The organism is Limimaricola pyoseonensis, assembly GCF_900102015.1.
Classification (GTDB): domain Bacteria; phylum Pseudomonadota; class Alphaproteobacteria; order Rhodobacterales; family Rhodobacteraceae; genus Limimaricola; species Limimaricola pyoseonensis.
Map to the genome: position 1 here is coordinate 36,575 of NZ_FNAT01000003.1, position 12,975 is coordinate 49,549.

The 12,975-nt window shown below is 73.1% G+C and carries 12 protein-coding genes; all 12 read right to left on the reverse strand.

The annotated features are described in order from the left end of the window. Positions 1–34 precede the first annotated feature (34 nt). Positions 35–1,834 (reverse strand): precorrin-3B C(17)-methyltransferase, encoded by a 1,800-nt coding sequence (gene cobJ / locus BLT43_RS07685; protein WP_090111624.1) that lies wholly within the window; start codon positions 1,832–1,834, stop codon positions 35–37. Next, complete coding sequence (gene cobI, locus BLT43_RS07690; RefSeq protein ID WP_090111625.1) at positions 1,825–2,538, reverse strand: precorrin-2 C(20)-methyltransferase; 714 nt, start codon at positions 2,536–2,538, stop codon at positions 1,825–1,827. The genes cobJ and cobI overlap by 10 nt, the downstream gene beginning before the upstream one ends. Then, positions 2,535–3,752, reverse strand: a complete 1,218-nt coding sequence (cbiE, locus tag BLT43_RS07695; RefSeq protein ID WP_090111626.1) for a precorrin-6y C5,15-methyltransferase (decarboxylating) subunit CbiE — start codon at positions 3,750–3,752, stop codon at positions 2,535–2,537. The genes cobI and cbiE overlap by 4 nt, the downstream gene beginning before the upstream one ends. Beyond that, positions 3,749–4,384, reverse strand: coding sequence for a precorrin-8X methylmutase (locus BLT43_RS07700; protein ID WP_090112339.1), 636 nt, complete (start codon positions 4,382–4,384; stop codon positions 3,749–3,751). Before BLT43_RS07700 ends, cbiE begins: the two co-directional genes overlap by 4 nt. Positions 4,385–5,268: 884 nt before the next feature. Further along, the gene (locus BLT43_RS07705) at positions 5,269–6,417 is read right to left on the reverse strand and encodes a sirohydrochlorin chelatase (RefSeq protein ID WP_090111627.1); all 1,149 of its coding nucleotides are present in this window, start codon (positions 6,415–6,417) and stop codon (positions 5,269–5,271) included. Beyond that, on the reverse strand, positions 6,414–6,641 hold the full coding sequence (locus BLT43_RS07710) for a DUF6732 family protein (RefSeq protein ID WP_090112340.1): 228 nt from the start codon (positions 6,639–6,641) through the stop codon (positions 6,414–6,416). The genes BLT43_RS07705 and BLT43_RS07710 overlap by 4 nt, the downstream gene beginning before the upstream one ends. Positions 6,642–6,861: 220 nt before the next feature. Further along, positions 6,862–7,272, reverse strand: a complete 411-nt coding sequence (locus BLT43_RS07715) for a hypothetical protein (RefSeq protein ID WP_090111628.1) — start codon at positions 7,270–7,272, stop codon at positions 6,862–6,864. 63 nt (positions 7,273–7,335) lie between these two features. Next, entirely contained in the window at positions 7,336–9,273 is a 1,938-nt protein-coding gene (mutL, locus tag BLT43_RS07720; protein WP_090111629.1) for a DNA mismatch repair endonuclease MutL, read from the reverse strand. A gap of 41 nt (positions 9,274–9,314) precedes the next feature. After that, positions 9,315–10,682 carry a M16 family metallopeptidase gene (locus BLT43_RS07725; RefSeq protein ID WP_090111631.1) on the reverse strand — a complete coding sequence of 456 codons (1,368 nt, stop codon included), beginning with the start codon at positions 10,680–10,682 and terminating at the stop codon, positions 9,315–9,317. Then, entirely contained in the window at positions 10,679–12,025 is a 1,347-nt protein-coding gene (locus tag BLT43_RS07730; RefSeq protein ID WP_090111633.1) for a M16 family metallopeptidase, read from the reverse strand. Before BLT43_RS07730 ends, BLT43_RS07725 begins: the two co-directional genes overlap by 4 nt. Positions 12,026–12,158: 133 nt before the next feature. Beyond that, the gene (locus BLT43_RS07735) at positions 12,159–12,395 is read right to left on the reverse strand and encodes a DUF3035 domain-containing protein (protein WP_090111635.1); all 237 of its coding nucleotides are present in this window, start codon (positions 12,393–12,395) and stop codon (positions 12,159–12,161) included. A 34-nt stretch (positions 12,396–12,429) separates the two neighbouring features. Next, the gene (gene lspA / locus BLT43_RS07740; protein ID WP_090112341.1) at positions 12,430–12,972 is read right to left on the reverse strand and encodes a signal peptidase II; all 543 of its coding nucleotides are present in this window, start codon (positions 12,970–12,972) and stop codon (positions 12,430–12,432) included. Positions 12,973–12,975 lie beyond the last annotated feature (3 nt).

The following is a 12,975-nucleotide window of genomic DNA, read 5'->3' on the forward strand; positions in this document are numbered from 1 at the left end:
AAGGCGACCGGCCCCGGCCGCGCCGCCGTGGCGGTCAGCGCGCATCGATCTTCTTGGCGTAGCCGCGCGGCGTGACCATGCGCGGCCCCTCCCCCAGCTGCACCAGCTTCGACTGCGAGGAGCCCACGAGCACGACGGTCAGCATGTCGACCTCGTCGACCTGCAGCTCGTCGAGGCGGCGGTAGCGGATCTCCTCCTCCGGGCGGCCCAGCGAGGAGGCCAGCAACACCGGCGTGTCGGCCGGGCGGTGGTCGAGCAGGATGTCGCGCGCCTCGGCCAAGAGCGTGCGGCGGCGCTTGGAGACCGGGTTGTAGAAGGCGATGACGAAATCGCCCTCAGCAGCCGCGTGCAACCGCTTCACGATGTCCTCGCGCGGGGTCAGCAGGTCCGACAGCGAGATGGCGCAGAAGTCGTGGCCGAGCGGCGCGCCGGCGCGAGCGGCGGCGGCCTGCAGGGCCGAGACGCCGGGGGTGCAGACCACCTCGACGCGGCGCGCGGCGTCGGTGACGCCGCCATTGCCCGCCTCGCGGCCCAAGAGTTCGAAGACCAGCGCGCCCATGGCGTAAATGCCGGCGTCGCCCGAGCAGATCAGCGCCACGTCGCGGCCTTCGGCGGCGCGTTCCAGCGCGTAGCGGCAGCGATCCTCCTCGCCGCCCAGCGGGAAGTCGGCGCGCGGCTTGCCGGCGGCGAGCGGCCCGAGCAGGTCGATGTAGAGCCCGTAGCCCACCAGCTCCTCGGCCTCGGCGATGAGGCGGGAGGCCTCGGGCGTGCGCCAGCCCGCCTGCCCCGGCCCGATGCCCACGACCGAGAGGCGGCCGCGGCGGCGGCCCTTGAGTTCGGTGATCGGTTCGGGCGCGAGCGCCAGCGCGCAGGTGGCGTTGGCGGTCTTGCGCTTGGTCACGGCGAGCGAAGCGTCCGGCCCGGCCTGCGCCAGCGCCGCGCCTTCCGAGACGCCGTGGCAGCCGACCTCGGCGAAGACGACCTCGGAGGGGGTGGCGAGGCGCGGCGCCTCGGCCTCCAGCTCTTCGGCCGTGAACAGCCGGAACGGCACGCCGAGATCGCGGGCGAGGTCGATCATGGCGGGCTCGTCGGCCTTGAGGTCGATCGAGGCCACGGCCTGCACGGCTTCGGGCGCGATCCCGGCCTCGGCCAGCACCTCGCGCGCCAGCGCGGCGAGTTCTTCGGGCGGGCAGTTCCGGGCGCAGCCGAGGCCCAGCACGGCGCGTTGCGGCGCGAAATGCAGGTGGTCGGGGCCGAGGCCCTGCTGCGGCGCCTCGGAGACGGTGATCTTCAACGCGTCGCCTTGCGGCAGGCCGTCGAGCCACGCGGCCTTGCCCGCCACCGTCGCGCCGCCGCCCGAGAGCAGCGCGGCCATCGCGCCCTTGGCGTCGTCGGGGTTCACCAGCCGGTGGCCCACCGGCGGCTCGTCCAGCGCCACGCCGAGCGCGACGTCGCCGGCGGTGGTCACGGCGGCCTCGGCCTGCAGCACCTCCGCGATGCGTTTCGCCAGCCGGTTGGCGCCGCGATGGCCGCCGAGCAGCGGCACGACCACCCGGCCGTCGTCGGAGACGGAGATGACCGGCGGCTCGGCGCGCTTGTCCGACAGCATCGGCGCCACGGCGCGGATCAGGATGCCCGACGCGCAGACGCCCACCACGGCGTGCCCGGCGGCGAAGAGGTCGCGGGCATGGTCGAGCGCGTTGGCGAAGACGGCGTCGGCCCGTTCGACCCGGCCCTCGCGGCCATGCAGCGGCGCGCCCAGCGCCTCGGCGATGCGGCGGGCGACGGCCTCGCCCGAGCGGGAGAGCGCGAGAACAACGGGGGTCACAGCCAAGGGTCGGCTCCCTTCGTGAGGATGATCATCGAGAAATAGGGGGCGGTGTCGGGCGCCTCGGCCAGCGGGCGGACGATCTCCGCCGCGAGCGTGGCGCGCTCGACGTAGGTGGCGCGGTCGGTCAGGCCGAGATCCTCGATCACGGCGCGGACCTTCGGGAAATGCCGCCCGAGCTTCATGATCGCGACGCTCTCGGCGCCCTCGATCCTTGCGCGCAGCTCGGCCTCTAGCAGCGGGCCGGGCAGTACGGTCAGCCGCTCGTTGCGCGCGGCCAAGGGGCTGCGCGCGGCGGCGGCGGCGGCGGTGAGCGAGGTGACGCCGGGCACGATCTCGACCCGGAAGCGGCTCGAGAGACGCGCGAAGAGATACATGAAGGAGCCGTAGAAGAACGGGTCGCCCTCGCAGAGGCAGACGACGTCCTCGCCCGCCTCCAGCGCCTCGGCGATCTTCGCCGCGCCGTCGTCATAGGCGGCCTGCGCCGGGCCGCGCTCGACCGTCATCGGCACGTCCATGGCGATCTCGCGCGCGCCCCGAGGGATGAGGTCCGCGGCGATGGAGCGGGCGAAGCTCGCGCCGCCCGCGAGCGTCGGGTAGGCGACGACGCGCGCGGCCTCGATCAGGCGCGCGGCGCGCAGCGTGATCAGGTCGGGCGCGCCGGGGCCGAGGCCGACGCCGTAAAGCGTGCCCGTTGCGGGAGTGGTCATCGCTTGATCAGGCTCCACTGCATCACCGGCATGGCCGGGCGCCAGCCGGTCAGCCGGCCCACCGGCTCGGCCCGCTGCACCGAGATGCGCACGAGCGACCCGCCATGGCGCTTGTGCAGCCCGATCAGCGCCGCCTCGCTTTCCAGCGTCACCGCGTTGGCCACGAGCCGCCCCAGCGGGCGCAGCGCCGCCCATGCGGCGTCGAACACCTCTTCCGACAATCCGCCGCCGATGAAGATCGCGTCCGGCGCGGGCAGGTTCGCGAAGGCGTCGGGCGCGCGGCCCTCGACGATCTTCAGCCGCGGCGTTCCGAGCGCCAACGCGTTGGCGGCGGCCATGGCGCGGCGGTCGGCGCGCGGCTCGATGCCGATGGCGCCGGCGTAGCGCGCCGCGCGCATCCACTCGATCGCGACCGAGCCCGAGCCGGTGCCGACGTCCCACAGAAGCGCGCCGCGCATCGGCATCAGCTTGGCCAGGGTGGCGGCGCGCAGCTCGCGCTTGGTCATGGTGCCGTCGGAGACGAAGAGCGCGTCGTCGAGCCCCGGCACGCGCGGGATCAGCGCTGCGTCGGGGGCGGCGACGCAGTCGACGGCCAGCGTGTTGAAGGGCGGCACCTCGTGGTCCCAGCCCTCGGCCAGCCCGTCGAAGCGCGCCTCGTCCTTGCCGCCCATGTTGGCGAGCACGGTCATCCGGCTCTGGCCGAAGCCGCGCTCGGTCAGGAAGCGGGCGATCTGGCCCGGCGTCTCGGAGCCGGTGGTCAGGATCAGCAGCTGCGCCTGCGGCTGGATGAAGGCGATCATCTGCTCGACCGGGCGGCCATGCACGGTCAGCGTCTCGACATCGGAAAGGCTCCAGCCCATCCGCGCGGCGGCGAGCTGGAAGGCCGAGAGTTGCGGGTGGTAGACGATCTCGCCCGCCGGGAAGGCGCGGCGCAGCCGCGACCCGACCGAGAACCAGAGCGGGTCGCCGGTGGCGAGCACCACGACGCGGCGGCCCTTCATCGCCTCGAGCCGGCCCAGCAGCGCGTCGAAGGGGCTCGGCCATTCGATCCGCTCGGCGCCGACGCCCTCGGCCAGCGCGTGGTGCCGCTCACCGCCGACGATCACCTCGGCCGCCTCGACCACGGCGCGGGTGGCGGGCATCAGCCCGTCGAGCCCGTCCTCGCCGATGCCGACGACGTGGAGCCAGGGTTCGGCCGCGTTCACCGGTGTCATGCGCGTTCCTCCGAAATGCCGCCCGCGAGCGCGTTCACCGCCGCCGCCGCCATGGCCGAGCCGCCGCGGCGGCCCTTCAGCGCGACGAAGTCGCAGCCGCGCGGGTTGGCGGCCAACTCCGCCTTGGATTCGGCCGCGCCGACGAAGCCCACCGGGAAGCCGAGGATCAGCGCCGGTTTCGGCCAACCCTCGTCGAGCCGTTCCAGCAGGTGGAACAGCGCCGTGGGCGCGTTGCCGATGGCGATCACCGCGCCCTCGATGTGCTCGCGCCACAGCTCGACCGCGGCGGCCGAGCGGGTGGTGCCGAGATCGCGCGCCATGTCCGGCACGCGCGCGTCGTTCAGCGTCACGATGATCTCGGTGCCCGGCAGGCGGCGGCGGATGAGCCCCGCGCCGACCATCTCGCAGTCGCAGATCACCGGCGCGCCGGCCGCGAGCGCCGCCCGCCCCGCCGCCATGGCGCCGGGCGAGAAGGCCAGCCGGTCGGCGATCTCGACCATGCCGCAGGCATGGATCAGCCGGATCGCCATGGGCTGCAGGTCCTCGGGAAAGCGGCCGAGCCGCGCCTCGGCGCGCACGGTGGCGAAGCTCTGGGCGTAGATCTTCGTCGGGTCCTTCTCGTAGGGCCGCATCGGCCGGGTCGGCGCGCCGGGGGCGGGCCTGGCCGAGAGGTCCGGCGCGGCGGCGCGCAGCGCGTCGAGATGGCTCAACCCGAGGATCGTCGCCTCGTCGCTCTTCTGCTCGGCCGTCAGCTCGGCGCCGAGCATGGCGGCAAGCTGGCCCGACGCGTCGAGCGCGGCGAAGGCGCGGGCGAGAGTCTCGACCTGCACGGCGTCCTTCACCTGCCCCTCTGGCACGGCGACCGGCAGCAGCGAGGGGAAGGCCTCGGCCAGCACGTGGCCGCGGTCATGCGGCTCGAAGGGCCAGATCGAGACGTCGTCGCGGGCGCGCAGCCCCTGCAGCGCGGCGATGCCGGTCAGGGCCTGCCCGCCGACCGAGCCCGCGCCCGAGAGCTTCCAGACCTCCTGCGCGCCCTTGGCGTCGCGGTCGCAGGCGCGCAGGTTGGCGGGCAGCGTCTCGTCCCAGCCTTCGGGTTTCGTGCGCGGCAACCCGTCGATGTCGCGCTGCAGCCCGTTGGCCCAGAAGGGGCCTTCGGCCCCGAACAGCGCGTTCAGCCGCGCGGCGGCGTCGAAGCGGGTGTTGGCGTTGGCCGGGCCGTCCTCGACCAGCTGGGCGATCCGCGCCCAGACGTCGCGCCAGTCGCCGCCCGGACGGATGGCCTGGCTCAGCCCGCGCGGGTAGCCGAAGGGAAAGTCGAAGCCCGCCAGTACCCGCCGGCCCGCCGCGCTTTCCTCGTCGAGAAGCCGGGTCAGCACCGCCATCGCCTCGCCGCGCGTGGCCGGGTTCACCAGCCGCAGCGCGCCGTCGCGCAGGATCGCGATCCAGAGGCTGTCGCGGCCGGTCCTCGGGCTGCCCGCCGCCGACCAGTCCACCGCGACATGGGTGTGAAACAGGCTCATTTCGACTTCAGCACGCTCTTCGGCCCGAGCGGGTGGTCGGCCTGCGGATAGGGCGCGTGGTGGTGGTCGTGATCGTGCCCGTGGCCATGATGGTGGTGATGGTGGCCATGCCCGTGGTGATGATGGTCGTGGTCGTGCGCATGATCGTGCGGCAGGCCGTGCTCATGCGCATAGGCATGGCGGTCGGCGGCGTCGAGCCGGCACATCCCGGTGCAGAACGTGTCGCAGAGCGCGCAGTCGGCCACGTTGGAGCCGGGCGCGTTGGCCCCCTGCCCTTCGACATGGTGGTGATGGCTTTCCTGCACCGCGCCGACCTCGGCCTCGAAGCCCAGCACCTGCGTGCGGTACTTGCACATGCCGCAGGTCGGCGGCACCTGCTCGCCCACCAGCTCGGTGACGCGCTCGGAGAAGGTGCCGAGCACCTCCGGGTGGTCGCCGAGATAGCCCGCCTTGACGAATTCCAGCTCGGGATGGGCGGCCGCGACGCGGTCGGTGAAGCCGTAGATCCGGTCGATCAGGATGCCCGAGAACAGGAAATAGGGGAACACCACGACCCGGCGGTAGCCGAGCCTGGCGACGTGGTCGAGGCAGGGCTCGACCAGCGGGAAGGTGACGCCGGAATAGCCGGTCTCGCACCAGCCGAAGCCCATGCCCTCCCACAAGAGCCGCGCGATCTTGGCGACGTTGCCGTTGGCGTCGGGGTCCGACGCGCCGCGCCCGATCACCACGAGGCAGGTCTCGTGCATCGGCACGTCGGACGGGTTGGCGTCGAGCGCGCTTTGGATGCGGTCGGCGGCGGCGGCGACCATGCGCGGGTCGACCCCGAGCTCGCGGCCGTAGATGATCTCGATGCCGTGCTTGGCGGCATAGGTGTTGAGCACGGTCGGGATGTCGTTCTTGGCGTGCATCGCCGCGAAGAGCATGCCGGGCACGGCGAGGATGCGGGTGCAGCCCTGCTCGCGCAGCTTGTCGAGACCGTCGCGGATCACCGGGTTGGCAAACTCGAGATAGCCGTATTCCACCGGCCAGTCGGGCGGCAGCAGGGCGGGCAGCTTCTCGGCCAGAACGGCGAACTCGTCGACCGCCGACTGGCTGCGCGAGCCGTGGCCGCAGATCATCACGCCGGTCTTGGGGGCGGCGTTCATGCCCGGGCCTCGTCGGCCGGCTCGTCGGCCTCGGCCGTCTCGGCCTCTTCGCCCTTGCCGCGCCCCTTCAGCGCGCCCCAGAGGCCGAGCGCGATGGCGAGGCCGATCGCCGCGCCGGCGACCCAGTGGTCGTGGCCGGCGGCGTCGGCCAGGTGGCCGGGATGAGCCGCCGCCATGCCGGGCGCGGCCAGGGACAGGATCGTCAGGAGGGCAGTTCGGCGCATCGCGGACCTCTCGATCTGGCAATGGCCGGAGACCGCCGCGGGATGCGGCGGGGTCAAAGACGACGCGAGGCTATGGTCCCCTGTCTGGGTCGACCGCCGCCCCGCCAACCGTTCCGGCCACGCTGGGCTTCGTCAGGCCCCTCCATAGCGGTCCGCGCGGCGCGGCGAAACCCCCGGAAGCGGCAGGCCGGGTCGCCCGAGCGACCCGGCGCCGGGGTTCTCAGCGCCGCAGCGCGTGCAGCTCGATCTCGGGGAAGTGCTCCCACGCCACCGGGTATTGCGCGCCGCCCAGCGTCATGAAGCCGCCGCCGCCATGATCGAGATGGAAGCTGCGGCCATGCGGCAGGCCGCCCACCACGTAGGTGCCGCCCGCCGTGCTGATCGTGCCGGCGCTGTGGCCGAGGCAGACCGCGGTGCCCTGCCGGCAGGGCAGCAGCCGGTAGGCGCCCATCTCGCCGTCGGGGTCGGCGGAGACGACCGAGACGATGCCCCGGCTGAACGGGGTCTCGCGGTACTCGGCCGCGAAGGGCTGCGGCTCGGGCAGCACCGCCACGGGCGCGCTGGGCGGCGCCACCTCGCAGCCCGCCAAAAGGGTCGCCGCCGCCGCGGCCAGTATCGGGGTCACTCGCATCGTCACGCCTCCTCGCACCAATCCCCACATCAGCTAGCGGCGATCCGGGTCCGGGCAAACGCCTCAGCGCCGGCCGAACAGCCGCTCGATGTCCTTCAGCTGCAGCTCCACATAGGTCGGGCGGCCGTGGTTGCACTGGCCCGATCCCGGCGTCGCCTCCATCTCACGCAGAAGCGCGTTCATCTCCTCGGCCCGCATCCTTCGCCCCGAGCGCACCGAACCGTGGCACGCGACCCGGCTCAGGATCGCGTCGAGCCGGTCGGGCAGCGCGGTGCTGGCGTCGCCCGCCTCCAGCTCGTCGAGGATGTCGCGCAGGAGTGCGCCCGCATCGACCCGGCCCAGCAGCGCCGGCGTCTCACGCACCGCCACCGTGCCGGGGCCGAAGCCCTCGATGGTGAGGCCGAGCTTCGACAGCTCGTCGGCCACTTCCAGCAGGCGATCGGCGCCGGGGCCGAGATCGACGATCTCGGGCACCAGCAGCGCCTGCGCCGCGACGCCGGTCTCGGCCATCTGGCGCTTGAGCTTTTCATAGACCAGCCGCTCATGCGCGGCGTGCTGGTCGACGATGACGAGGCCGGTCTCGGTCTGGGCGACGATCCAGTTCTCGTGCAGCTGCGCCCGCGCCGCGCCCAATGGCAGCGCCTCGGCCTCCTGCGCGGGCTCGGCCGTCTCGACCCGGGCCGAGGGCAGGCCGGTGCCGGGCAGGCCGTGCGAGCTTTCGAAGCCGAAGCTGCTCTCGGCGAAGCCCGGCGCCTGCCCGGCGCGGGCGACCTGCAGGGCGCGGGGCGTGGGCCGCTCCATCTGGTAGTGGCGCGGCGGCGGCGCCCGCCCCGGCGCGTCGCCCTCGTCGATCAGCCCGCCCGCATCGCCGCGCGCGGCGGCCGGGCCGGGGCGGATCGGCGCGGGGCCGGGCCGCATCGCCTGCAGCGTCTCGGCCGCCACCGTGGTCGAGGCGCGGTGCCCCGCCCCGGTCAGCGCGGCGCGGATGGTCGAGACGATCAGCCCGCGCGCCGCCTGCGGGTCGCGGAAGCGCACCTCGGACTTGGCGGGGTGGACGTTGACGTCGACCAGCCGCGGCTCGCATTCGACGAAGAGCGCGGCGGCGGGAAAGCGGTCGCGCGACAGGAAGTCGTTGTAGGCCGCGCGCAGCGCGCCGGTGAGCTGGCGGTCGGTGACGGGGCGGCCGTTGACGAAGACGTACTGGCTGACGCCCGCGCCGCGCGAATAGGTCGGCAGCGCCGCGAAGCCGGTGAGGTGCAGCCCCTCGCGCTCGCCGGCGAGCGGCAGCGCGTTGTCGGCGAAGTCGCGCCCCAGCACCCGTGCCAGGCGCGCGCCCAGCGCGGTGATCGCGTCGCCGGGCTCGGGGTCTGCGCGGAACACCTCGCGGTCGCGCCCGTCGGTGGCGTCGTGCAGCGAGAAGGCGACCTTCGGCTCGGCCATGGCGAGGCGGCGGATCACGTCCGCCACGGCCTGCGCCTCGGCGCGGTCGGTGCGCATGAACTTCAGCCGCGCCGGCGTCGCGTGGAACAGGTCGCGCAGCTCGACCACCGTGCCGCAGTCGAGCGCGGCGGGGGCCACCTTGCCCATCCGCCCGCCGCTGACCGAGACGGTGGCCGCGTCCTGCCCCTCGACCCGGCTGGTCAGGCTCAGCCGCCCGACCGCGCCGAGCGAGGCCAGCGCCTCGCCGCGAAAGCCGAAGCTGGTGATCGCCAGAAGGTCCGAGCCGTCGATCTTCGAGGTGGCGTGGCGCGACAGCGCCAGCGGCAGGTCCTCGGCGGTCATGCCGCAGCCGTCATCGGTGACGCGGATCAGGCTCTTGCCGCCATGCGCGATCACCACCGCGACGCGGGTGGCGCCGGCGTCGAGCGCGTTCTCGACCAGCTCCTTGACGGCGGAGGCCGGGCGCTCGACCACCTCGCCGGCGGCGATGCGGTTGATCGCCGCCTCGTCGAGCTGGCGGATCACGGGGCGGGTGGGCAATGTCCGGTCCTGCAGGGTCATGGCCGCGAGACTAGCACGGGCGCCCCCCGCGCCGCGAGGGGTCACTCGGCGAGAGTCACCTCCGGCAGCAGCACCTCGGGCGCCACCACGCGCGGCGCGCCCTCCGACAGCCCCTCGGGCTGGCCCACCACCACGAAATGCAGCTTCTCGGGCTCGACCAGCTCGGCCGCGACGCGGTTGATCTCCTCGAGCGTCACCGCCTCGACCATGGCGTTGCGCTCGGTGACGTAGCTCTCGGGCAGGCCGGTCAGCTGCATGCCGACGAGGATCTCGGCGATCGGGCCGTTGCCGTCGAAGCGCAGCGGGTATTCGCCGGTGAGGAAGGTCTTGGCGTCCTCGAGCTCCTTCTCGGTCACGCCGCCTTCGGCGATGCGGGTCCACTCGTCGCGGATCACCTCGATCGCCTGCGCCATGCTGGCGTTCGACGACGCGACGGAGCCGACCCAGAACTCGGCGTTCTCGAGCGGGACAAGAGAGGTGCCGACGCCGTAGGTAAGGCCGCGCTTCTCGCGCACCTCCTGCATCAGCCGGCTCTCGAAGCCGCCGCCGCCGAGGATGTGGTTGAGGATGTAGGCGGCGAAGAAATCATCGTCGTGCCGCTCGATCCCCGGCTGGCCGAACAGCGCCACCGATTGCGGCGTCGGAAAGTCGATCACCGTGGTGCCGCCCTCCAGCCCGAAATCGACATGGCCGGGCAGCGCGGCCTCGCTCTCGGGCAGGTCGCCCAGAAGCTCGTCGATCAGCGCGCCGAGCTCGTCGGGGGTTATGTCGCCCACCGCGCCGACATAGACCCGGTCGCGCACCAGCGCGCGGCGATGCGCGGCGACGATGTCCTCGCGGGTGAGCGCCGCGACGCTCTCGTCGGTGCCCTTGTCGGGCCGGCCGTAGGGGTGGCCTTCGAAGGCCATCTCGTAGAAGGCGCGGTTGCCGATGCGGCGCGGGTTCTGCGCGTCCTGCCGCAGGCCGGCCTGCACCTGCCCGCGCACCCGCTCGAGCGCGATGTCGTCGAAGCGCGGCTCGACCAGCGCGTCGCGCAGAAGGTCCACCGCCTCGTCGCGGTTCTCGCTCAGCATCCGCGCCGAGACCCTGAGCGTGTCGGGCCCGACATCGAAGGAGAAGCTGGCGCCGAGATCCTCGCGCGCCGCCTGGAAGGCGCGCGCGTCCATATCGGCCGCGCCCTCCTCGATCAGACCGGTCATCAGGTTGACCGCGCCGAGGCTGCCGGCCTCGTCGAGCGAGGTGCCGCCCATGAAGCGGATCTCCAGCGCGGTGAAGGGGATCGAGTGGTCCTCGACCAGCCAGGCCTCGATGCCGCCGGGCGAGGTGACCTCCTCGATCTCGATCGCGGCGCGGGCCGCCCCGGTCAGCGACAGGCCGAGGGCGAGGGACAGGCTCAGCAGGCGGATCATTCGGTTTCCTCCTCGCGCTCGGGAATGACGTTGAGGGTGACGCTCTGGTCGGGGTCGAACAGCGCGCGGGCGGCGGCCTGCACCTCCTCGGCGGTGACGGCGCGCAGGATGTCGGGCCAGGCCTGCACGTCCTCGACCGTCAGGCTCTGGGTCAGCGCCGCGCCGTAGCGCCGGGCGAGCCCCTCGACCGAATCGCGGGCGTAGATCTCGGAGGCATTGAGCCGCGCCCGCACCCGCTGCATCTGCTCCTCGGTCGGGCCGGCCTCGACGAACTCGGCGATCACCGCGTCCATCGCCTCCTCGGCCGCCGCGAGGTCGGTGCCGGGCTTCGGCGCGACCGAGAGGTTGAAGGTGGTGTCGTCGAGCGACTTGCCGTCATAGCCCGCGCCCGCATAGAGCGCGATGTCCTGCTCGAAGACCAGCGCCTCGGCCAGCACCGAAGTGAAGGAGGAGCCGCCGAGGATCTCGGCGAGATAGGTCAGCGCCGCGGCCTCCTCCTGCGCGCCGGGGTCGCGCTCGGGGGCGAGGTAGCTGCGCACGAGATAGGGCTGCGAGACGCGCGGATCGGCATAGGTCAGCCGCCGCTCGGCGCGCTGCGGCGGCTCCTGCGGGCGCACGCGCTCGGGCAGGTCGGGCTCGGCCGGGATCGGGCCGTAATGTTCCTCGGCGAGTGCGAGCACCTCTTCGGGCATGACGTCGCCCGCCACCACCAGCACCGCGTCGTTGGGCGAGTAGAAGGTCTCGTAGAAGTCGCGCACCTCCTCGCGCCCCAGCCCCTCGATCTCGTGCATCCAGCCGATCACCGGCCGGCCATAGGGGTGGTTGATGTACTGCGCCGCGGCCATCTGCTCGCGCGCCAGAGCGCCGGGGTTGCTCTCGACCCGCTGGTTGCGCTCCTCGACGATCACCTGCCGCTCGGTCTCGATGTCCTCGTCGGTGAGCGCGAGGTCGTTCATCCGGTCGGCCTCCATCTCCATCATCAGGCCGAGCCTGTCGGCGGCGACGCGCTGGAAATAGGCGGTGTAGTCGGTCGAGGTGAAGGCGTTGTCGGAGCCGCCATTGGCCGCGACCGTGGCCGAGAACTCGCCCGCCTCGAGGTCGTCGGTGGCCTTGAACAGCAGGTGCTCGAGGAAATGCGCGACGCCAGAGGCGCCGACCGGCTCGTCGGCCGAGCCGACGCGGTACCACAGCATGTGTGTGACCACCGGGGCGCGGTGATCCTCGATCACCACGATCTCGAGCCCGTTGTCGAGCGTGTAGCTGGTCACCGCGTCGTCCTGCGCGGCCGCGGGGGCGGCAAGCGCGAACGAGGCGGCGGCGGCGATGGCGGGTCTGCGCAGCATCAAGTCCTCCGTCCTGTCGCGACCAACCTACGGTCGCGATCGGACGGGGCAAGCGCCGCCACGCGGTTGTGAGCGGGGCGACATGCCGCGGCCCCTGCCCTCGCCCCTGACTTCGCCTTACCCGCGCGCGGCCTCAGAACGGGCGCGGCACCGGGGTCGGGCGGCCGCCGGCGCGCAGCGCGATCTCGGCGGGCGCGGGGTCGGCGCGGTTGGCGGCGCCCGGCGCGGGCGGCGGCAGCGTCGCCGTCGCGGGGATCTCGAGCGGCCGCTGCGGCACCACATTGTATTCGTTCGGCCCGGTCGGGCCGTCGCCCGGACCGCAGGCCGCGAGTGTCAGCGCGGTCAGCCCCGCGGCCATCGCCTGTCGCATCTGTCGTCCCATCTTGCCCGAACCGGCCCCCTGACTAGCGCATGGCGCGGCGCAGGTCACGGGTCTTCGCGTCCCGCTTGTCGCCCTGCCCGCGCCCGGGCTTCGGCTTGCGCACCGGCGTCGAGCCGCCGCCGCCGAAGAGCACCAGCCCCAGCGCGCCCGCGAAGATCGCGATGTCGGCGACGTTGAAGGCGTAGGGGTTCTCGATGCCGCAGCAGCTGACGTTGAGGAAATCGGCCACCGCGCCGTAGAGCACCCGGTCGATGACGTTGCCCAGCGCGCCGCCGACCAGCAGCCCGGCCGAGAGCCGCATGATGCGCGAGCCGCCCTCGCGGGCGACCCAGACCAGCACCGCCGCCGAGATCGCCAGCGCCAGCGCCACCAGCGCCCAGCGCATGTCAAACTGCGAGAACAGGCCGAAATTCACCCCCTCGTTCCAGGCCATGCGGAAGCTGAGGATGCCCGGGATCACCTCGATCTGCAGCCGCTCCATCAGCCCCATGGCGTGCACCACGAGGTACTTCGAGAGCTGGTCGATCAGGAAGACCCAGAAGCCGGTCCAGAGGGTGAGGCGCATCAT

Bases quoted from the DNA above. Each gene is read 5' to 3' on its own strand.
- cobI (WP_090111625.1), bottom strand. From the start codon at position 2,538: ATGACCACTCCCGCAACGGGCACGCTTTACGGCGTCGGCCTCGGCCCC.
- cbiE (WP_090111626.1), bottom strand. From the start codon at position 3,752: ATGACACCGGTGAACGCGGCCGAACCCTGGCTCCACGTCGTCGGCATC.
- BLT43_RS07700 (WP_090112339.1), bottom strand. From the start codon at position 4,384: ATGCGGCCCTACGAGAAGGACCCGACGAAGATCTACGCCCAGAGCTTC.
- BLT43_RS07705 (WP_090111627.1), bottom strand. From the start codon at position 6,417: ATGAACGCCGCCCCCAAGACCGGCGTGATGATCTGCGGCCACGGCTCG.
- BLT43_RS07710 (WP_090112340.1), bottom strand. From the start codon at position 6,641: ATGCGCCGAACTGCCCTCCTGACGATCCTGTCCCTGGCCGCGCCCGGC.
- BLT43_RS07715 (WP_090111628.1), bottom strand. From the start codon at position 7,272: ATGCGAGTGACCCCGATACTGGCCGCGGCGGCGGCGACCCTTTTGGCG.
- mutL (WP_090111629.1), bottom strand. From the start codon at position 9,273: ATGACCCTGCAGGACCGGACATTGCCCACCCGCCCCGTGATCCGCCAG.
- BLT43_RS07725 (WP_090111631.1), bottom strand. From the start codon at position 10,682: ATGATCCGCCTGCTGAGCCTGTCCCTCGCCCTCGGCCTGTCGCTGACC.
- BLT43_RS07730 (WP_090111633.1), bottom strand. From the start codon at position 12,025: ATGCTGCGCAGACCCGCCATCGCCGCCGCCGCCTCGTTCGCGCTTGCC.
- BLT43_RS07735 (WP_090111635.1), bottom strand. From the start codon at position 12,395: ATGCGACAGGCGATGGCCGCGGGGCTGACCGCGCTGACACTCGCGGCC.
- lspA (WP_090112341.1), bottom strand. From the start codon at position 12,972: ATGCGCCTCACCCTCTGGACCGGCTTCTGGGTCTTCCTGATCGACCAG.